At 71.8% G+C, this 18,444-nt stretch carries 20 protein-coding genes; 7 read left to right on the forward strand and 13 right to left on the reverse strand.

What is annotated here, in order from left to right; genetic code table 11:
• Positions 1-14: 14 nt before the first annotated feature.
• Together ACT7CP_RS08980 and ACT7CP_RS08985 are read right to left on the reverse strand one after the other, a co-directional pair.
• The gene (locus ACT7CP_RS08980) at positions 15-1,109 is read right to left on the reverse strand and encodes a glycosyltransferase family 4 protein (protein WP_445441966.1); all 1,095 of its coding nucleotides are present in this window, start codon (positions 1,107-1,109) and stop codon (positions 15-17) included.
• Complete coding sequence (locus ACT7CP_RS08985) at positions 1,106-2,002, reverse strand: alpha/beta fold hydrolase (RefSeq protein WP_445441967.1); 897 nt, start codon at positions 2,000-2,002, stop codon at positions 1,106-1,108. The genes ACT7CP_RS08980 and ACT7CP_RS08985 overlap by 4 nt, the downstream gene beginning before the upstream one ends.
• 138 nt (positions 2,003-2,140) lie before the next feature.
• Between ACT7CP_RS08985 and treS the strand changes: the two genes are divergently transcribed.
• Together treS and ACT7CP_RS08995 are read left to right on the forward strand one after the other, a co-directional pair.
• The gene (gene treS / locus ACT7CP_RS08990; protein ID WP_191146724.1) at positions 2,141-3,862 is read left to right on the forward strand and encodes a maltose alpha-D-glucosyltransferase; all 1,722 of its coding nucleotides are present in this window, start codon (positions 2,141-2,143) and stop codon (positions 3,860-3,862) included.
• Positions 3,863-3,872: 10 nt separating this feature from the next.
• Entirely contained in the window at positions 3,873-4,574 is a 702-nt protein-coding gene (locus tag ACT7CP_RS08995) for a 3'-5' exonuclease (RefSeq protein WP_307500967.1), read from the forward strand.
• Positions 4,575-4,679: 105 nt separating this feature from the next.
• Here the strand turns inward: ACT7CP_RS08995 and ACT7CP_RS09000 are convergent, their stop codons facing one another.
• The 3 genes from ACT7CP_RS09000 to glgA all read right to left on the reverse strand — a co-directional run bounded on the left by ACT7CP_RS09000 (position 4,680) and on the right by glgA (position 7,128).
• Positions 4,680-4,934 carry a type B 50S ribosomal protein L31 gene (locus tag ACT7CP_RS09000; protein WP_191146726.1) on the reverse strand — a complete coding sequence of 85 codons (255 nt, stop codon included), beginning with the start codon at positions 4,932-4,934 and terminating at the stop codon, positions 4,680-4,682.
• A 133-nt stretch (positions 4,935-5,067) separates the two neighbouring features.
• Positions 5,068-5,856, reverse strand: a complete 789-nt coding sequence (locus tag ACT7CP_RS09005; RefSeq protein ID WP_445441968.1) for an ABC transporter ATP-binding protein — start codon at positions 5,854-5,856, stop codon at positions 5,068-5,070.
• 87 nt (positions 5,857-5,943) lie between these two features.
• Positions 5,944-7,128, reverse strand: coding sequence for a glycogen synthase (glgA, locus tag ACT7CP_RS09010; RefSeq protein WP_445441969.1), 1,185 nt, complete (start codon positions 7,126-7,128; stop codon positions 5,944-5,946).
• A 46-nt stretch (positions 7,129-7,174) separates the two neighbouring features.
• Between glgA and ACT7CP_RS09015 the strand changes: the two genes are divergently transcribed.
• Together ACT7CP_RS09015 and serB are read left to right on the forward strand one after the other, a co-directional pair.
• Complete coding sequence (locus ACT7CP_RS09015) at positions 7,175-8,416, forward strand: glucose-1-phosphate adenylyltransferase (RefSeq protein ID WP_413962837.1); 1,242 nt, start codon at positions 7,175-7,177, stop codon at positions 8,414-8,416.
• The gene (serB, locus tag ACT7CP_RS09020; protein WP_445441970.1) at positions 8,413-9,108 is read left to right on the forward strand and encodes a phosphoserine phosphatase SerB; all 696 of its coding nucleotides are present in this window, start codon (positions 8,413-8,415) and stop codon (positions 9,106-9,108) included. The genes ACT7CP_RS09015 and serB overlap by 4 nt, the downstream gene beginning before the upstream one ends.
• Before the next feature lie 24 nt (positions 9,109-9,132).
• Here the strand turns inward: serB and ACT7CP_RS09025 are convergent, their stop codons facing one another.
• Positions 9,133-10,089, reverse strand: a complete 957-nt coding sequence (locus ACT7CP_RS09025) for a phosphotransferase enzyme family protein (RefSeq protein ID WP_445441971.1) — start codon at positions 10,087-10,089, stop codon at positions 9,133-9,135.
• A gap of 23 nt (positions 10,090-10,112) precedes the next feature.
• A complete protein-coding gene (fabG, locus tag ACT7CP_RS09030; protein ID WP_445441972.1) occupies positions 10,113-10,823 on the reverse strand; it encodes a 3-oxoacyl-ACP reductase FabG in 711 nt (236 codons plus the stop codon).
• Positions 10,824-10,942: 119 nt separating this feature from the next.
• Between fabG and ACT7CP_RS09035 the strand changes: the two genes are divergently transcribed.
• From ACT7CP_RS09035 to ACT7CP_RS09045, 3 genes are read left to right on the forward strand one after another with little or no spacing between them, the layout of a single operon-like run.
• A complete protein-coding gene (locus ACT7CP_RS09035) occupies positions 10,943-11,437 on the forward strand; it encodes a DUF3099 domain-containing protein (RefSeq protein ID WP_445441973.1) in 495 nt (164 codons plus the stop codon).
• Positions 11,434-11,691: a hypothetical protein gene (locus ACT7CP_RS09040; RefSeq protein WP_445441974.1), complete on the forward strand. Its 258-nt coding sequence runs from the start codon at positions 11,434-11,436 to the stop codon at positions 11,689-11,691. The genes ACT7CP_RS09035 and ACT7CP_RS09040 overlap by 4 nt, the downstream gene beginning before the upstream one ends.
• Entirely contained in the window at positions 11,688-12,533 is an 846-nt protein-coding gene (locus ACT7CP_RS09045) for an SURF1 family cytochrome oxidase biogenesis protein (protein WP_445441975.1), read from the forward strand. Before ACT7CP_RS09040 ends, ACT7CP_RS09045 begins: the two co-directional genes overlap by 4 nt.
• 16 nt (positions 12,534-12,549) lie before the next feature.
• Here ACT7CP_RS09045 and ACT7CP_RS09050 read toward each other — a convergent pair whose 3' ends face one another.
• From ACT7CP_RS09050 to sufB, 6 genes are all read right to left on the reverse strand, one after another.
• The gene (locus tag ACT7CP_RS09050) at positions 12,550-14,148 is read right to left on the reverse strand and encodes an ABC-F family ATP-binding cassette domain-containing protein (protein WP_307500959.1); all 1,599 of its coding nucleotides are present in this window, start codon (positions 14,146-14,148) and stop codon (positions 12,550-12,552) included.
• Positions 14,149-14,381: 233 nt separating this feature from the next.
• A complete protein-coding gene (locus ACT7CP_RS09055; RefSeq protein WP_191149136.1) occupies positions 14,382-14,711 on the reverse strand; it encodes a metal-sulfur cluster assembly factor in 330 nt (109 codons plus the stop codon).
• Positions 14,712-14,713: 2 nt separating this feature from the next.
• Positions 14,714-15,484 (reverse strand): Fe-S cluster assembly ATPase SufC, encoded by a 771-nt coding sequence (sufC, locus tag ACT7CP_RS09060; protein ID WP_445441976.1) that lies wholly within the window; start codon positions 15,482-15,484, stop codon positions 14,714-14,716.
• Positions 15,485-15,496: 12 nt separating this feature from the next.
• The gene (locus ACT7CP_RS09065; protein ID WP_413962830.1) at positions 15,497-15,817 is read right to left on the reverse strand and encodes a non-heme iron oxygenase ferredoxin subunit; all 321 of its coding nucleotides are present in this window, start codon (positions 15,815-15,817) and stop codon (positions 15,497-15,499) included.
• Entirely contained in the window at positions 15,814-17,022 is a 1,209-nt protein-coding gene (sufD, locus tag ACT7CP_RS09070; protein WP_445441977.1) for a Fe-S cluster assembly protein SufD, read from the reverse strand. The genes ACT7CP_RS09065 and sufD overlap by 4 nt, the downstream gene beginning before the upstream one ends.
• Positions 17,023-18,441: a Fe-S cluster assembly protein SufB gene (sufB, locus tag ACT7CP_RS09075; RefSeq protein ID WP_307500957.1), complete on the reverse strand. Its 1,419-nt coding sequence runs from the start codon at positions 18,439-18,441 to the stop codon at positions 17,023-17,025.
• Positions 18,442-18,444: the final 3 nt, after the last annotated feature.

Below are 18,444 nucleotides of genomic sequence, written 5' to 3' on the forward strand. Positions count from 1 at the left end.
GGCCGGCCGCCCGCTCAGGCGCCGCGGCGCCCCGTGCGCGCGACCTGCTCCAGGAGGTCGCCGAGCACCTCGGCCGAGCGGTCCCAGCCGTACTCCGCCGCCCGCGCGGAGCACGCCGCCGACCGCCGCCGCCACTCCGCCGGGTCCTCCAGCGCGCGCACGGCCGCGGCGAACCCCTCGGGGTCGTCCGGGTCGACGTACACGGCCGCGTCGCCGCCGATCTCGCGGAAGATCGGGATGTCGCTGACCACGACCGGCAGCCCGACGCTCATGGCCTCCACGACGGGGATGCCGAAGCCCTCGTCGCGCGACGCGGTGAGGAGCGCGGTGGCGCGGCGCAGTGTCGCGGCGTACTCGGCGTCGCTCGCGCCGTCGCGGAAGACCAGCCGGGCGCCGTCGGCCAGCGCCTCCAGCCGCTCGCGCTCCGCCGGGGCGATGCGGCTCATGAGCTGCAGCTCGTGCTCGGGCAGGTCGTCCGCCGCGCGCACGAGCGTCTCGACGTTCTTGTAGGGCATGTACGAGCCCATGTAGACGAGCGTGCGCTCCTCCGGGGCGTCCCGGGGCCCGTCCGGCGTCCCGTCGGGGGCGGGCGCGAGCTCGGCCGCGTTCGGCACCACGACCACGGGCCGTGTCGTCAGGCGGTGGCGGCGGATGAGGCCGCGCGTCGTCTCGCTCACCGTGACGATCGCGTCCGCCCGGTCGAGCAGCAGCCGCTGGGGCCACCACGCCAGGTGGAACGCGCGCCACAGGGCGCGCACGGGCGCGGGCAGGTCGCGCGGCGGGCGCCGGTGCCGGTAGTAGATGAGGTCGTGCAGCGTGAGCACGAGCGGGTACGTGCGCCCGCGCGAGCCCATGGTCTGCATCGGGCTGTAGACGACGTCCGGTCGCAGCCGCGAGATCCGACGCGCGACCCACGGCTCGCGGGGTCCCGTCGGCGAGCTGACCAGCTGCCACGGCAGGTCGGGCAGGAGCGCGAGCTGGCGGTGGTCGCTGATGAGCATGGTCACGTCGAAGCGCGCGCCCAGCCGGGCGACGAGCTCGGCACCGTAGCGGCTGATCCCGTCGTGCCGGCCGATGCGCGTGTACCGGCAGTCGAACACGAGCCTCACGACGCGCTCCCCTCGTCGAGGAAGCGGCGGACGAAGCCCGCGGCCTCCCCGGGCGTCTCGTAGTGGATGAGGTGCCCGACCCGCGGGATCACCTCGAGCCGCGCGTCGGCGAACAGCGCGCGCAGGCGGTGCTGGGCCGCGACGGGTGTGATGTCGTCGCGCTCGGCGGCGACCAGCAGCACGGGCACCCGCACGCGCGGCGCGTACGTGCTCGCGTCGGACGACACCGACGCGCGGAACGCCTCGAGCACCACGCGGCGGTCGCTGAACGCGCTGAAGAAGCGGTCGTGCTGGTCGTTGATCCACCGGCGGAGGCCGCGGTCGCGGGTCTTCGCCATGGCCTCGCTCATCACGCGCACGATCGCGCGGTTGCGCAGCAGGCCGAAGCCCGCGCGCTCGGGGAGCACCGCGGCGGCGCGGTAGTAGAGGACGGCGAGGCGGGTGAGGATCCCGCGCGGCCCCTCGAGCGCGGGCGCGGCGATCGGGTTGACGAGGATCGCCCGCGGGCTCGGCAGCCCGTCGGCGAGCGCGGCCGACACGACGATGGACCCGAACGAGTGCCCGAGCACGGTGGCGTCGCGCGTGCCCGTGGCGTCGACGAACGCGCCGAGCCACGCGGAGTAGCCGGGGATGTCGTGCCGCGCGTCCGCGAGCGGCGTCGAGTCGCCGAAGCCCGGCAGGTCGGGCGAGAGGATCCGCACGCCCGGCAGCTGCGCCACGACCGGCTCGAGCCCGTGGTGGTCCCCGCGGAACCCGTGCACGACGACGAGCACCTGCTCGGCGTCCGCGGGCCCGTACTCCCACCAGGCGGTGCGGCTCCCGAGGAGGTCGACGGTGCGGCGGACCACGGGGATGCGATCGAGCTGGGCGGCGTAGGGCGAGGGGACGGTCATCGGGGTCGAGTCTACGAGCGGGGGCCGCCCGCGCCCCCGGGCGCGCCGGGCCTCCGGCGCTCGTCCGCCCCGCCTAGAGTTGCCCACGAGCCTTCCCCGCCCTTCCGTCGACGCCCCGTCGCCCCCACGAGGAGAACCGTGAGCTTCACCGCCCCCATCACCCTGCCCGGACTCACCCTCGACAAGCAGTGGTACAAGCGCTCGGTCTTCTACGAGGTGATGATCCGCTCCTTCGTCGACTCCAACGGCGACGGCACGGGCGACATCCAGGGCCTCATCTCCAAGCTCGACTACCTGCAGTGGCTCGGCATCGACGGCCTGTGGCTGCCCCCGTTCTTCCAGTCCCCGCTCCGCGACGGCGGCTACGACATCAGCGACTACATGGCGGTGCTGCCCGAGTTCGGCACCCTCGACGACTTCAAGGAGCTCGTCACCAAGTCGCACGAGCGCAACATGCGCATCGTCATCGACCTCGTGATGAACCACACCTCCGACCAGCACGAGTGGTTCCAGCAGTCCCGCTCCGACCCGGACGGCCCCTACGGCGACTTCTACGTCTGGAGCGACACCGACGAGAAGTACGAGGACATCCGCGTCATCTTCGTCGACACCGAGGAGTCCAACTGGACCTTCGACCCGGTGCGCCGCCAGTTCTTCTTCCACCGCTTCTTCTCGCACCAGCCCGACCTCAACTTCGACAACCCGAAGGTGCACGAGGCCATCTACGGCGTCATCCGCCACTGGCTCGACATGGGCGTCGACGGCCTCCGCCTCGACGCGATCCCGTACCTCTACGAGACCGAGGAGGGCAACGGCGAGGGCGAGCCGGCCACGCACGAGTTCCTCAAGCGCCTGCGCGCCATGGTCGACGAGGAGTACCCGGGCCGGATCCTCATCGCCGAGGCCAACCAGTGGCCCCGCGAGGTCTCCGCGTTCCTCGGCACCGAGGAGGAGCCCGAGTGCCACATGGCGTTCGACTTCCCGATCATGCCGCGCATCTTCTACTCCCTCCGCTCGCAGACCGCGGACGAGCTGAAGCGGATCATGAGCGAGACGTTCGAGATCCCGGAGGGTGCGGCCTGGGGCGTGTTCCTCCGCAACCACGACGAGCTCACGCTCGAGATGGTGAGCGAGGAGTACCGCCAGGCCATGTACGGCTGGTACGCGTATGACCCGCGCATGCGCGTCAACATCGGCATCCGCCGCCGCCTGGCGCCGCTGCTCGACAACTCGCGCGCCGAGCTCGAGCTCGTGCACGCGCTCCTGTTCTCGCTCCCCGGCAGCCCGTTCCTCTACTACGGGGACGAGATCGGCATGGGCGACAACATCTGGCTCCCGGACCGCGACGCGTCCCGCACGCCCATGCAGTGGACCCCGGACCGCAACGCCGGCTTCTCGACCGCCGACCCGGGGAAGCTCTACCTGCCCGTCGTGCAGTCGCTCGTCTACAACTACGCGCAGATCAACGTGGAGTCGCAGCTCGCGCAGTCCCGCTCGCTGCTGCACTGGGTCCGCAACGTCATCCACGTGCGGAAGGCCCACCCGGTGTTCGGCCAGGGCACCATCCGGGTCCTCCCGACCGACCACGAGAGTGTGCTCGCGTTCGTGCGCTCCTACGAGGGCAGCGGCACGCACTTCGGCGACCGCGCCGAGGACGTGCTCTGCGTGTTCTCGTTCGCGCACAACCCGGTCTCGGTCACGATCGACGCGTCGGACTTCGCGGGATCCCAGCTGTACGACCTCTTCGGCGGCGGCGTCTTCCCGACCGTCGGCGACGACGGCCGCCTGACCCTCACGCTCGCCACGCAGAGCTTCTACTGGCTCCACATGGGCGCGCCCGCCATCGGCGGTCGCCCGTAGCATCTACAGGATGACCTCCCGCTGGCACGACACCCTGGCCTCGTTCGACCTCGAGACGACGGGGGTGGACGTCGAGACCGCGCGCATCGTCACGGCGTGCATCGTCGTGCTGGATGAGCGGGGCGAGGTCCTCGAGCGCCACGACTGGCTCGCGGACCCCGGCGTCGAGATCCCCGCGGGCGCCGCGGCCATCCACGGCGTCACGACGGAGCGCGCGCAGGCGGAGGGACGGGACGCCGCGGCCGTGGTGCTCGAGATCGTGACCACCATCCGCGAGATGTTCGCGCGCGGCCTCGCGCTCGTCGTCTACAACGCGCCCTACGACCTCACGCTCCTCAACCGCGAGGCCGTACGCCACGGCGTGGAGCCGCTGCGCGACACGGGCCCGGTCATCGACCCGCTCGTCATCGACAAGGCGGTCGACACGTACCGCCGCGGCAAGCGCACCCTGTCCGTCGCGGCGGAGCACTACGGCGTCCGGCTCGACGACGCGCACGACGCAGGCGCCGACGCCATCGCCGCGGGCCGCGTCGCCCAAGCCATCGCCGGGCGCTACGCCGACCAGCTCGACATCCCCGTGCTCGACCTGCACGACCGGCAGGTCGACTGGTCCCGCGTCCAGGCCGAGAGCTTCCAGGACTACATGCGCCGCACGCGCGACCCGGCCTTCACGACGTCGGGCGCGTGGCCGGAGCGGCACGTCGGATCCTGATCCGCCGCTCCCCGGCGCCGCCCCGCATCCGGGCTGCGGCGCCGCGGGGACGACGAAGGGCGCCCGGCCGGAGCCGGGCGCCCTTCGTGGTGCAGCGGGTGGCTGCTACTTCTTGCCGAAGCCGGCGTAGCGCGAGTTGAACTTCTCGACGCGGCCGGCGGAGTCCATGATGCGCTGCTTGCCCGTGTAGAACGGGTGCGAGGCGCTCGAGATCTCGACGTCGATGACGGGGTACGTGTTGCCGTCCTCCCACTCGATGGTCTTCGAGCTGCCCACGGTGGAGCGCGTGAGGAAGGTCTCACCGGAGGCGAGGTCGCGGAAGACGACCGGGGCGTACTGGGGGTGGATGGCGGTCTTCATCGGGGGTGTCCTTCGTCGTTTCTGGTGTGTGCGTGGGAAGCGTGGGCGGCCGGGATGATCACCGGACCAGTGGACGAGCCTACCAGACGGGTGCCCGGCACGGGTCGGCGCGCCGGGACTCGCCGAGACGGGATCAGGAGCGGACGGCGCGGGCCGTGAAGCGCCCGTCGTCCTGCGTGACCTCGAGCTCGAGGCCGAACGTGCGGCCGAGCATCTCGGCCGTGATGACGTCCGCGAGCGGGCCCGCCGCGACGACCTGGCCCTCGCGGAGCAGCAGGCCGTGCGTGAACCCGCGCGGGATCTCCTCCACGTGGTGCGTGACCATGACGATGCCGGGCGCCTCGGGTGCCGACGCGTAGCCGCCGAGCAGCTGCAGCAGCTCCTCGCGGGCGCCGAGGTCGAGGCTCGCGGCCGGCTCGTCGAGGAGGAGGAGCTCGGGGTCGGTCATGATCGAGCGGGCGATCTGGACGCGCTTCTGCTCGCCGTCGCTCAGCGTGCCGAAGCGGCGCTGCTCGAGGTGGTCGAGGCGCCACTCCGCGAGCACGCGCTGGGCGCGGCGCACGTCGATGTCCTCGTAGTCCTCGTTCCAGCGGCCGGTGACCGAGTACGCCGCGGTGAGGACCACGTCGAGCACGGTCTCGTCGGCGGGGATGCGCCGGGCCATGGCGGTGGAGGCGAAGCCGATGCGCGAGCGCAGCTCGAACACGTCGACGCGGCCGAGCTCGTGGTCGAGGACCGTGGCCGTGCCCGAGGACGGGTGCGCCATGGCGGAGGCGATCTGCAGGAGGCTCGTCTTGCCCGCGCCGTTCGGGCCGAGGACGACCCAGCGCTCGTCGCCGTCCACCGTCCAGTCCACGCGGTCGAGGATGGTCGTCCCGTTCCGGACGAAGGACACTCCGGACAGGGAGAGGACGTGGCTCATGCCCACGAGTCTACCGGCCCGGACCCCGCGCGCGGCCCGCCCGTGCGAGGTCGACGGGCCGCTCGGCGGGGCCTGCGCAATCCGCGGTCAGCGCAGGATCGACGCGTAGATCGCCTCGGTCTGGCGGGCGATCCGGTCCCAGCCGAACTCGCGCTCGGCGCGCACGCGGCCGGCCTCGCCCATGCGCCGGGCGGCGTCCGGATCCTGCACGACCTCGGTGAGGGCGGCGGCGAGGTCGCGGACGAAGCGCTCGGGGTCGGTGGGCGTCCCCGTGCCGTCGGTGGCCTGGTCGATGGGGACGAGCCGGCCGGTGACGCCGTCGGCGACGACCTCGGGGATCCCGCCCGTGGCGGTGCCGACGACGGGCGCGCCGCAGGCCATCGCCTCGAGATTCACGATGCCGAGGGGCTCGTAGACGGACGGGCAGACGAAGACCGTGCCGGCCGTGAGCACCGCGGACAGCTCGCGACGCGGCAGGAGCCGGTCGATCCAGACGACGCCGGAGCGCTCCTCCTGCAGGCCGCGGACGAGGGCCGTGACCTCCTCCATGATCTGCGGGGTGTCCGGCGCCCCGGCGCACAGCACCATCTGCACGTCGGCGGGCAGCAGGGCGGCCGCGCGGAGGAGGTAGGGCAGGCCCTTCTGCCGGGTGATGCGGCCGACGAACACGACCGAGGGGCGCGACGGGTCGATGCCGAGGGAGCGGACGAGCTCGTCGTCGTGCACGGGCGCCCAGGCCTCGAGGTCGATGCCGTTGTAGACGGTGTGCACCCGGGCCTCGTCGAGCGCCGGGTACGAGCGGAGGATGTCGCGCTTCATGCCGTCGCTGACGGCGATGACGGCGTCGGCCGCCTCGTAGGCCGTGCGCTCGATCCAGCTGGAGACGCGGTAGCCGCCGCCCAGCTGCTCCGCCTTCCACGGGCGCAGGGGCTCGAGGCTGTGCGCGGTGACGACGTGCGGGATGCCGTGCAGCATCGACGCGACGTGGCCCGCGTGGTTCGCGTACCAGGTGTGGGAGTGGACGACGTCGGCGCCCGCCACGTCGCTCGCGATGGCGAGGTCGACGGCCATGGTCTGCAGCGTCGCGTTGGCGCCCGCGAGCTCCGCGGGGACCGGGTAGGAGAAGACGCCGGGCTCGTCCCGCGGCGCCCCGAAGGCGCGGACGACCACCTCGGTCCGCTGGCGCATGGCCTTCACGAGCTCGGTGACGTGCACGCCGGCACCCCCGTAGACCTCGGGCGGATACTCCTTGGTGATCACGTCTGCTCGCATTGGTCGAACGCTAGTACATGCCCTGGCGTGCATCTACGCTGGGGCAATGGCATCGAAGAAGATCTTTGGAATCGTGCTCGCCGGCGGCGAGGGCAAGCGGCTCATGCCGCTCACCGCGGACCGGGCCAAGCCCGCCGTCCCGTTCGGCGGGCAGTACCGGCTCATCGACTTCGCGCTGTCGAACCTCATCAACTCGGGCCTCACGCAGATCGTCGTGCTGACGCAGTACAAGTCGCACTCGCTCGACCGCCACGTGTCGCAGACCTGGCGCCTCAACCAGATGCTCAACTCCTACATCGCCTCGGTGCCCGCGCAGCAGCGGCTCGGCAAGCGGTGGTTCAGCGGATCGGCCGACGCCATCCTGCAGAGCCTCAACCTCATCAACGACGAGAAGCCCGACATCGTCGTCGTGGTCGGCGCCGACCACGTGTACCGCATGGACTTCAGCCAGATGATCGACGCGCACATCGCGTCGGGTCGCGGCGCGACGGTCGCCGCCATCCGGCAGCCCATCGAGCTGGCCGACCAGTTCGGCGTGATCGACACGGATCCCGCGAACCCGGCCGCCATCCGCGCGTTCCTGGAGAAGCCGAAGGACCCGGTGGGGCTCGACGACTCCCCCGGCGAGGTGCTCGCCTCCATGGGCAACTACGTCTTCGACACCGACCAGCTCATCGACGCGGTGCGCCGCGACGGCGAGAACGCCGAGTCCGCGCACGACATGGGCGGCGACATCGTCCCGTGGTTCGTGGAGCAGGGGAACGCCGGCGTCTACGACCTCAACCGCAACGAGGTCCCCGGGGCCAACGACCGCGACCGCTACTACTGGCGCGACGTCGGCACGATCGAGTCCTTCTTCGACGCGCACCAGGACCTCATCTCGGCGCTGCCGGTGTTCAACCTCTACAACAAGGACTGGCCGATCTTCAGCCAGCAGCTCAACAGCCCGCCCGCGAAGTTCGTCCGCGACGCGCAGGGCAACACGGGCACGATGATCGACTCGATCACGTCGCTCGGCGGCGTCATCAGCGGCGCGCACGTGGAGCGCAGCGTCCTCGGCCCGTGGGTCATCGCGGAGTCGGGCTCGCGGATCGTCGACTCGATCGTCTTCGACAAGGTGCACATCGGGGCGGGCGCGGACATCCGTCGCGCCATCCTCGACAAGGACGTCGAGGTCGCGCCCGGCGCGACCGTCGGCGTGGACCACGACCGCGACCGCGAGCGCGGGTTCACCGTGACCGACGGCGGCATCACCGTCGTGGGCAAGGGCGTGCGCGTCACCCCGTGAGCGCCGTCCTCCCGATGACGCCGCCGTCCGCGGCGTCGTCTGTCGCCCGCGCCCTGCCGCGCATGCTCGTCGTGCTCGACGTCGACTCGACCCTCATCGAGGACGAGGCCATCGAGCTGCTCGCCGCCGAGGCGGGATCGCTCGAGCAGGTCGCGGAGGTCACCGACCGGGCGATGCGCGGCGAGCTCGACTTCGCCGAGAGCCTGCGCTCACGCGTGGCGACGCTGGCGGGGCTGCCGGACGCGGTGCACGCGACGGTCGGCGGCCGGATCCGCCTCACGCCCGGGGCGGAGCGGCTGGTCGCGGGGCTGCACGACGCCGGCCACGTCGTCGCCGTCGTCTCGGGCGGCTTCCACGAGCTGCTGGATCCGCTCGCCGAGCGCCTCGGGCTCGACCGCTGGCGGGCGAACAGGCTCGAGTCCGCCGACGGGCGCCTCACGGGCCGGGTCTCCGGTCCCGTCATCGACGCGGCGGCCAAGCGGGCGGCCGTCGAGGAGTGGAGCCGGGAGCTCGGGATCCCGCTCGCCCGGGTCGTCGCGGTGGGCGACGGCGCCAACGACCTCGAGATGATGGCCGTCGCCGGCCTCTCGGTGGCGTTCGACGCGAAGCCGGCCGTCCGCCGACGCGCGGACGTGTGCGTCGACCGCCGCGACCTCGCGCAGGTCCTCGCGCTCCTCGGCCTCCCCCGCTGAGGCGGCGGGCGCCCAGGCCGCGGGTCAGCCCGTGACGACGGCGCGGGCGATGGCCGCCAGCTGCGCGATGTTCGCCGGCATCCGCTCGCGCTCCGACGGCAGGCTCGCGAGGTGGGTGACGTTGTCGAGGTACGCAAGGAAGATGAAGGCGCCGAAGCGCTCGTCCGGGACGCCCGTGCTGCCGCCCGCCGCCGTGTAGGCGCGGTGGAACTGCGCGCGCTGCCGGGGCGCGAGGTACATGATCGCCGCGGCCACGTCGAGGCCCGCGGGGCCGAGCCCGCACCGGTCGAAGTCGATGACGGAGACGCCGGTCGGCCCCTGGATCAGGTTGCCCGGGTGGTAGTCGCCGTGCACCATGATCGGTGGACCGGCCTGCGCGAGCGTCGCGCGCAGCTCCGCGATCGCGCCGGCCAGCGCCTCCGCCGTGGAGCCGTCGGCCATGATGCCCGGGTAGCCCTCGACCAGGCGCTCGAGCCGCGTCGTCGCGTAGTCGGCGTCGTAGCGCCGGCGCTGGCCCGCGAGGGCGACGGCGGCCGGATCCGCGCCCGCGGCGTGCAGGGCAGCCAGCGTCTCGGCGAAGGGCCCGGCGTCCGCGGACGCGGGGAGGCTGCTCAGCATCTCGCCGTCGTGCCAGGTGAGGAGGGTCGCCAGGCGCCGCTCCACGCGGCCGCCGGACGCGCCGACCACCGCGCGCCGGAGGCCCACCTCGTCGTCGTCGGGGACGGGGACCTCGACCGTGGCCGTCCAGGAGCCGGCGCGCGTGCGCTGCGGGATCGGCACGGACGTACCGCCCCGGGCGGCGAGCATCGCCAGCCAGTCGAGCTCGAGGTCGATCTCGTGCTGCTGGCGGCGCGCGACGTGCAGGCGCAGCAGGTACCGGGCTCCGCCGTCGACGTCGACGCGGTAGGCGTGGTTGTGCGTGGCCCCCAGCTCGGTGAGCGCGGCGGGACCCGCGTCCCACGCCGCCAGGAGGTCGGACATGACGCGCTCCCCGGCGGGCGGCGTCAGTGGCCCATGCCGAGGCCGCCGTCGACGGGGATGACCGCGCCGGAGATGTAGGCGGCCTCGTCGGAGGAGATCCACGCCACGACGCCGGCGACCTCCGCGGCCGTGCCGTACCGGCCGGCGGGAATCGACTTCTTGTACTCCGCCGCGGTGGCCTCGGGCAGCTCGGCCGTCATGTCGGTCTCGATGAAGCCGGGGGCGACGACGTTCGCGGTGATCCCACGGCCGCCGAGCTCGCGCGTGACCGAGCGGGCGAGGCCGACCAGGCCGCTCTTGGACGCGGCGTAGTTGACCTGGCCGCCGGACCCGTAGAGGCCGACGACGCTGGAGATGAGGACGATGCGGCCGAAGCGCGCCTTGAGCATGCCCTTCGACGCCCGCTTGACGACGCGGAAGGCGCCGCCGAGGTTGGTGTCGACGACCTCGGTGAAGTCGTCGTCGTTCATGCGCATCATGAGCATGTCGCGCGTGATGCCGGCGTTGGCGACCACGACCTCGACGGGACCGTACGCGGCCTCGACCTCGGCGAACGCGGCGTCCACGGACGCGGCGTCGGTGACGTCCGCGCGGACGGTGAGGCTGCCCTCGGGACCCTGGCCCGAGCGGGCCGTGACCGCGACGCGGTGTCCGCGGCGGAGCATCTCCTCGGCGATCGCGAACCCGATCCCCCTGTTGCCTCCGGTGACGACGACGGTGCGTTCGGTGCTCATGGGGGACCTTCCATTACGGCTTGGAGGGGGCTTGCGGACTCGGACGAGCCTATCGGTGGGTCGGCGTACCCTTGTCCTGATGGGGCGCGCGACGCGCCCCCGAAGGACGCCAACCACCCATGCCCACCTCGCAGCAGTCGGTCACCAGCCTCCCCCGGTCCCCGCAGGAGGACCGTCACGCCCGCATGGTGAAGTACACCATCGCCATGACCATCCGCATGGTCTGCATCCTGTCCTGCCTCTTCCTCGAGGGCTGGTGGCTGGCCGTCGCCGCCATCGGCGCGGTGGTCCTCCCCTACTTCGCGGTCATCCTCGCGAACGTGGGCGGCAACCAGGGCACCGCGGTCGAGCGCCCGGGCGGCGTCGTGGTCGTGTCCGCGCGCCACTCCGGCTTCCCGCCGCCGGCCGAGCCCTCGGCTCCCGCCGCGGGGGCGACGCCGTTCGCCGCGTCCGCCCCGTACGCGTCGTCCGAGCCCTCCATGCCGCCCGAGCCGTTCACGATGCCCGCGTCCTTCACGACGTACGAGACGGGTCGCGGCCCGACGCCCGCGACGGAGGCCCGCCCGGCCGCCGCCCGGGACGACTCCACGTCCGAGACCCCCGACGCGGCGTGAGCGGTCTCGCCTCCTGGGGCCTCGGATCCGCCGGGCCGTCGTCCGACGTCGTCGAGTGCTCGCGCGCCGGCTGCCGCGCGGACGCCGCGTGGCGCGTCGAGTGGCGCAACCCGCGCATCCACACGGCCGACCGGGTGAAGACGTGGACGGCGTGCGACGAGCACGTCGGGTTCCTCCGCGACTTCCTGTCCGGCCGGGACTTCCCCGTGCGCGTCGCCGCGATCGACGCGCCCGTCGAGGGGGCGATCGCATGACCCGCTGGCGCTTCGTGCTCAACCGCCGCTGGGCCGGGTACCTCCTCGTGGCCGTGGTCTTCGCCATCGCGTGCGTGCTGCTCAGCCACTGGCAGTTCGCGCGCCGCGATGAGGCGCTCGCGGAGATCGCCAAGGTCGAGGACAACTGGGACAGCGCTCCCCTGCCCGTCGACCAGGTGCTCGCCGACACGTCCGCCTACGTCGACACGCAGAAGTGGACGCCCGTCACCGTGACCGGCACCTACCTCGCCGACGAGCAGCTGCTGGCGCGCAACCGCCCCTTCAACGGCCAGCCCGGCTTCGAGGTCCTCACGCCGCTGCGCCTGGAGGACGGCCGCGTCTTCGTGGTCGACCGCGGCTGGGTGCCCATCGGCAACTCGCAGGACTCCCCCGACTCGGTGCCCGCGCCGCCCGAGGGCCAGGTCACGGTGACCGCGCGCCTCAAGGCGGGCGAGCCCGAGCTGCCGGGTCGCTCCGCGCCCGCGGGGCAGATCGCCACGGTCAACCTGCCCGACATCGCCGGCCGCGTGGACGCGCCGACGTACACCGGCGCCTACGGGCTGCTGATCTCCGAGGATCCCGCCCCCGCGGAGGCCGCGCCGTTCGCGACGCCGCGTCCGCCGGAGGACGAGGGCCCCCACCTGTCGTACGCGTTCCAGTGGATCGTCTTCGCGATCATCGGGTTCGCGGGCCTCGGCATCGCCGTGCGCAACGAGTACCGGATCATCAACGCGGACGACCCCGAGGAGCAGGAGCGCGAGCGCGCCCGTCAGGCCAAGCGCGCGCGGAAGCGGCCGTCGGACGCGGACGTCGAGGACCGCATCCTCGACGACGCGCGCTGACGCGCGGCCAGGTCGATCAGGCCAGCTCGATGAGGTCCATGTAGTCGGGGCTCCAGTGGTCCTCGGTGCCGTCCGGCATGATGAGGACCCGCTCCGGGTTGAGCGCCTCGACCGCGCCGGAGTCGTGGCTGACGAGCACCACGGCACCCGAGTACGTGTTGAGCGCGCCGAGGATCTCCTCGCGGCTCGCGGGGTCGAGGTTGTTGGTGGGCTCGTCGAGCAGCAGCACGTTGGCGCCGGACACGACGATCATCGCCAGCGCCAGGCGGGTCTTCTCGCCGCCCGAGAGCACGCCGGCGGGCTTCGCCGAGTCGTCGCCCGTGAAGAGGAACGAGCCGAGGACGCGGCGCGCCTCCATCTCGGAGATGTCGGGCGAGGAGGAGACCATGTTCTCCAGCACGCTGCGCTTGACGTCGATCGTCTCGTGCTCCTGCGCGTAGTAGCCCACGCGCAGTCCGTGGCCCGGCTCGAGCCGCCCGGTGTCGGGCTGGTCGACGCCCGCGAGGATCCGCAGCAGCGTCGTCTTGCCGGCGCCGTTGAGGCCGAGGATCACGACCTTGCTGCCGCGGTCGATGGCGAGGTCGACGGCCGTGAAGATCTCGAGTGAACCGTAGTTCTTGCTGAGGTCGCTCGCCATGAGCGGCGTGCGCCCGCAGGCGACGGGCTCGGGGAAGCGGAGCTTGGCCACGCGGTCGACCGCGCGCACCTCCTCGAGGCCGGAGAGCATCTTCTCGGCGCGCCGCACCATCTGGTGCGCGGCGGCGGCCTTCGACGCCTTGGCCCCGAACTTCGCGGCCTGCAGCTGGAGGACGCCCGCCTTCTTCTCGACGTTGGCGCGCTCCTTCTTGCGGCGCTCCTCGTCGGCGGCGCGCTGGCGTTGGTAGTGCTTCCAGCCCATGTTGTAGATGTCGATGACCATGCGGTTCGCGTCGAGGTAGAACACGCGGTTGACGGTGTCGCCGACGAGCTCCACGTCGTGGCTGATCACGATGAGCCCGCCCTGGTACCCCTTGAGGAACTCGCGGAGCCAGGTGACGGAGTCGGCGTCGAGGTGGTTGGTGGGCTCGTCGAGGAGCATCGTGTCGGCGCCGGAGAAGAGGATGCGCGCGAGCTCGATGCGGCGGCGCTGGCCGCCGGAGAGCGTGCTGAGCGGCTGGTCGAGGATCCGGTCGGGCAGGCTGAGGTTGCTCGCGATGGACGCGGCCTCCGCCTCGGCCGCGTAGCCGCCGAGCGCGACGAAGCGCTCCTCGAGGCGGCCGTAGTCCTTCATCGCCTTGGCGGAGACCTTGTCGTCGGTCGACGCCATGTCGATCATCGCGCGCTGCATGTCGAGCGACAGCGTGCCGAGCCCGCGCGCGTCGAGGATGCGCGTGCGCGCCAGGTCCTCCGGGTTGCCGGAGCGCGGGTCCTGCGGGAGGTAGCCGATCTCGCCGGAGCGGTCGATGCGGCCGCCCGTGGGCTGGCCCTCGCCCGCGAGGATCTTGGTGAGCGTGGTCTTGCCGGCGCCGTTGCGGCCGACGAGGCCGATCTTGTCCCCCGGGCTCACCCGGAACGAGACGTCCTCCATGAGGACGCGGGCGCCGACGCGCAGCTCCAGGTCGTGTACAGCGAGCACGGTGAGGGGTCCTTCTGGTCAGCGGATGTCCCACGGTCCGTGGGAGGAGGGCGACCCGCAGCAGAGGGGGTCGAGCCCGGTCGGTCGAGGGCGTCCATCGGACCCGACCGGTCCAGTGTACGAGACGCGGGGGTCGGGGGCCCGCCGGGGCGGGAGCGCGGCCCGGCCCCGCGACGACGACGGCCCCACCCGGGCGGGTGGGGCCGTCGTCGTCGCGGTGCGGGCCGCGGGTCTCAGATCGAGAAGCCGAGCGCCCGCATCATGTCGCGGCCGTCGTCGGTGATCTTCTCGGGACCCCACGGCGGCATCCACACCCAGTTGATGCGGAACGCGGCCACGACGCCGTCGAGCGCCTCCGCGGTCTGCTCCTCGAGCACGTCGGTCAGCGGGCAGCCCGCGGACGTCAGCGTCATGTGGATGATGAGGGCGTCGTTCTCGTCGTCCCACGCCAGGTCGTAGATGAGGCCCAGGTCGACGATGTTGATCCCGAGCTCGGGATCCATGACGTCCTTGAGGGCCTCCTCGACCTCGTCGAACTTCTGCGGGGGCAGCGTGCTCTGCATCGTCACGCCGTCACCGTGGTGGAGGGCGTGAGGAAGCGGTCGTAGCCCTCCTCCTCGAGCCGGTCGGCCAGCTCGCGGCCGCCCTGCTCGGCGACGCGGCCCGCCACGAACACGTGGACGAAGTCGGGCTGGATGTAGCGGAGGATGCGCGTGTAGTGCGTGATGAGCAGGAGCCCGAGGCCCGTGTTCGCCTTCGCGCGGTTGACGCCCTCCGAGACGATCTTGAGCGCGTCGACGTCGAGGCCGGAGTCGGTCTCGTCGAGCACCGCGAACTTCGGCTTCAGCAGCTCGAGCTGCAGGACCTCGTTGCGCTTCTTCTCGCCGCCGGAGAAGCCCTCGTTGACGTTGCGCTCCGCGAACGCGGGGTCCATCTTGAGCGCGGCCATGGAGGTGCGGACGTCCTTGATCCAGCCGCGGATGGCCGGGGCCTCGCCGTCGATCGCCGTCTTCGCGGTGCGGAGGAAGTTGGTGGTGGTCACACCGGGGATCTCGACCGGGTACTGCATGGCGAGGAACAGGCCCGCGCGGGCGCGCTCGTCCACCGTCATGTCGAGGACCTCGACGCCGTCGAGCGTGACGGAGCCGGAGTCGATGTGGTACTTGGGGTGTCCCGCGATCGAGTACGCGAGCGTGGACTTGCCCGAGCCGTTCGGGCCCATGATCGCGTGGATCTCGCCCTCGTTGATCGTGAGGTCGACGCCCTTGAGGATCTGCTTGCGGCCCTGCTCGGTGTCGACGCTGACGTGCAGGTCGGTGATGGTGAGTGTTGACATCGGTGCGTTCCTCTAGCTCTTCGGGGTGGTGTCGATGTGGATGTCGCCGTCCACGATGGACACGGGGTAGACGGGGACGGGCTCGTAGGCCGGCAGCGTGCGCGGCTTGCCCGTCTCGAGGGAGAACTTGGACCCGTGCGCCCAGCACTCCAGGGTGTCGCCCTCGACGAAGCCCTCGGCCAGCGAGATGTCGCCGTGCGTGCAGGTGTCGCCGATGGCATGGACGGTGCCCGCCGAGTCCTTGACGAGCGCGATGGCGAGGCCCTCGATCTCGATCCGGAGCGCCTCGTTCTCCCCGAGCTCGTCGACGGCGCAGATGCGCACCGCGGTCATCGGGCCACCGCGCCCGTGGTCGTGCCGGACAGCTCGGCCTCGATGGCGGCCTGGAGCCGCTCCTCGAGGTCCGGGACGCCGATCTGCTGCACGATCTCGCTGAGGAAGCCGCGGACGACGAGGCGACGCGCCTCCTCCTCCGTGATCCCGCGGGCCTGCAGGTAGAACAGCTGCTCGTCGTCGAAGCGGCCCGTGGCGCTCGCGTGACCGGCGCCGGCGATGTCGCCGGTCTCGATCTCGAGGTTCGGAACCGAGTCGGCGCGCGTGCCGTCCGTGAGGACGAGGTTGCGGTTCTGCTCGTAGCTGTCGGTGCCGGGCGCCGAGCGGCGGATCAGCACGTCGCCGATCCAGACCGTGCGGGCGCCCTTCCCCTGCAGCGCGCCCTTGTAGGTGACGCGGCTGCGGGTGTTGGGGGCGTCGTGGTCGACGTAGACCTGCTGCTCGAGGTGCTGGCCCGCGTCGGCGAAGTACACGCCGAGCAGCTCCCCGTCCGCGCCCTCGTTCGAGAGGTGCGCGGAGGGGTTGACCCGGACGATGGATCCGCCGAGCGAGACCACCACGTGCTTGAGCTTCGCGTCGCGGCCGACGACGGCCTGGTGCGCGGCGAGGTGGCGCGCCTCGTCGTCCCACTGCTGGACGGTGACGACCGTGAGCTCGGCCTGGTCGCCGACGACGATCTCGACGTTCTCGGCGAGCGATGCGGAACCCGCGTTGTCGAGGATGACCACGCCGCGGCTGAACGGCGCGGCCGTGATCACGGTGTGCGCGGCGCGCGGCGCGGAGCCGAGCTCGGAGCGGCCGACCGTGACGGTGACCGGCTCCTCCCCCGAGACCTCGATGGCGAGCGCCTCGCCGAAGGACGACCACGCGTTGGCGGCGGCGCGGTCCTCGGGAGCCCCGGCGGTGCCGACGCGCGCGTCGTCCCGCGGGATCCAGGAGACCGACGTGCCCTCGACGCCGGTGCTGGTGACCGGGTAGCGCGAGCCGTCGAGCTCACCCGAGATGAGGTCGTCGAGACGGCGGACGGGCGTCAGCTTCCAGACGGCCTCGCGGCCGGTGACCGCGTCGAACGCCTCGACGTCGGTGGAGGTGAAGCGCTCGGAGCGGGTCTGGATGGGGATGACGCCCCACCCCCCGTCGGTGTGCGCGCGGGCGCCGTTGCCGATGGGGGCGACGGCTTCTGTGGTGGCGAGTGGGGTCGTCATCTAGCCGACGGATCCTTCCATGCCCATCTCGATGAGCTTGTTGAGTTCGAGCGCGTACTCCATGGGCAGCTCTCGGGCGATGGGCTCGATGAAGCCGCGGACGATCATGGCCATGGCCTCGTCCTCGGGCATGCCCCGGCTCATCAGGTAGAACAGCTGCTCCTCGCTGACGCGGGAGACGGTGGCCTCGTGGCCGAGCTGGACGTCGTCCACCCGGATGTCGATGGCCGGGTAGGTGTCGGACCGCGAGATGGTGTCGACCAGCAGTGCGTCGCAGCGGACGGTGTTGGCGGAGTGGTGCGCCGCCGCGTCCACGCGGATCTCGCCGCGGTAGCCGGCGCGGCCGCCGCCGCGCGCGATGGACTTCGACACGATCGACGACTGCGTGTACGGCGCCATGTGCACCATCTTCGCGCCGGCGTCCTGGTGCTGGCCGGGGCCCGCGAACGCGACCGACAGGGTCTCGCCCTTCGCGCGCTCGCCCATGAGGTAGATGGAGGGGTACTTCATCGTGACCTTGGAGCCGATGTTGCCGTCGATCCACTCCATGGTCGCGCCCTCGGCCGCCGTCGCGCGCTTGGTGACGAGGTTGTAGACGTTGTTCGACCAGTTCTGGATGGTCGTGTAGCGGACGCGGGCGTCCTTCTTCACGATGATCTCGACGACCGCGGAGTGCAGCGAGTCGGACTTGTAGATGGGCGCAGTGCAGCCCTCGATGTAGTGGACGTAGCTGCCCTCGTCCGCGATGATCAGCGTCCGCTCGAACTGGCCCATGTTCTCCGTGTTGATGCGGAAGTAGGCCTGGAGCGGGATCTCGACGTGGACGCCCTTGGGCACGTACACGAAGGAGCCGCCCGACCAGACGGCCGTGTTCAGCGCCGCGAACTTGTTGTCGCCCGCGGGGATGACGGAGCCGAAGTACTCCTTGAACAGCTCCGGGTGCTCGCGCAGCGCCGTGTCGGTGTCCATGAAGATGACGCCCTGGTCCTCGAGGTCCTTCTGGATCGAGTGGAAGACGACCTCGGACTCGTACTGGGCCGCGACCCCGGAGACGAGGCGCTGGCGCTCCGCCTCGGGGATGCCGAGCCGCTCGTACGTGTTCTTGATGTCGTCGGGCAGGTCGTCCCACGTCTGGGCCTGCTTCTCCGTGGAGCGCACGAAGTACTTGATGTTGTCGAAGTCGATGCCGGACAGGTCGGCACCCCAGGTGGGCATGGGCTTCTTGCCGAAGAGCTCGTAGCCCTTCATGCGGTTGGCGAGCATCCACTCGGGCTCGCTCTTGCGCCGCGAGATGTCCGCGACGACCTCGGGCGAGATGCCGCGCTTGGCGGAGGCACCGGCGACATCGGAGTCGGACCAGCCGAACTCGTACTGCCCCAGGCTCTCGAGCTCGGGTCGGTCGATGAGCACATCTGACATGGC

The organism is Clavibacter rahimiani (genome assembly GCF_052654495.1).

Excerpts from the sequence above, each read along its gene's own strand:
- ACT7CP_RS09000 (WP_191146726.1), bottom strand. The coding sequence starts at position 4,934 with ATGAAGACCGCCATCCACCCCCAGTACGCCCCGGTCGTCTTCCGCGAC.
- sufB (WP_307500957.1), bottom strand. The coding sequence starts at position 18,441 with ATGTCAGATGTGCTCATCGACCGACCCGAGCTCGAGAGCCTGGGGCAG.
- ACT7CP_RS09025 (WP_445441971.1), bottom strand. The coding sequence starts at position 10,089 with ATGTCCGACCTCCTGGCGGCGTGGGACGCGGGTCCCGCCGCGCTCACC.
- fabG (WP_445441972.1), bottom strand. The coding sequence starts at position 10,823 with ATGAGCACCGAACGCACCGTCGTCGTCACCGGAGGCAACAGGGGGATC.
- ACT7CP_RS09005 (WP_445441968.1), bottom strand. The coding sequence starts at position 5,856 with ATGAGCCACGTCCTCTCCCTGTCCGGAGTGTCCTTCGTCCGGAACGGG.
- glgA (WP_445441969.1), bottom strand. The coding sequence starts at position 7,128 with ATGCGAGCAGACGTGATCACCAAGGAGTATCCGCCCGAGGTCTACGGG.
- ACT7CP_RS09045 (WP_445441975.1), top strand. The coding sequence starts at position 11,688 with ATGACCCGCTGGCGCTTCGTGCTCAACCGCCGCTGGGCCGGGTACCTC.
- sufD (WP_445441977.1), bottom strand. The coding sequence starts at position 17,022 with ATGACGACCCCACTCGCCACCACAGAAGCCGTCGCCCCCATCGGCAAC.
- ACT7CP_RS08995 (WP_307500967.1), top strand. The coding sequence starts at position 3,873 with ATGACCTCCCGCTGGCACGACACCCTGGCCTCGTTCGACCTCGAGACG.
- ACT7CP_RS08985 (WP_445441967.1), bottom strand. The coding sequence starts at position 2,002 with ATGACCGTCCCCTCGCCCTACGCCGCCCAGCTCGATCGCATCCCCGTG.
- ACT7CP_RS09035 (WP_445441973.1), top strand. The coding sequence starts at position 10,943 with ATGCCCACCTCGCAGCAGTCGGTCACCAGCCTCCCCCGGTCCCCGCAG.
- sufC (WP_445441976.1), bottom strand. The coding sequence starts at position 15,484 with ATGTCAACACTCACCATCACCGACCTGCACGTCAGCGTCGACACCGAG.
- ACT7CP_RS09065 (WP_413962830.1), bottom strand. The coding sequence starts at position 15,817 with ATGACCGCGGTGCGCATCTGCGCCGTCGACGAGCTCGGGGAGAACGAG.
- ACT7CP_RS09055 (WP_191149136.1), bottom strand. The coding sequence starts at position 14,711 with ATGCAGAGCACGCTGCCCCCGCAGAAGTTCGACGAGGTCGAGGAGGCC.
- ACT7CP_RS09015 (WP_413962837.1), top strand. The coding sequence starts at position 7,175 with ATGGCATCGAAGAAGATCTTTGGAATCGTGCTCGCCGGCGGCGAGGGC.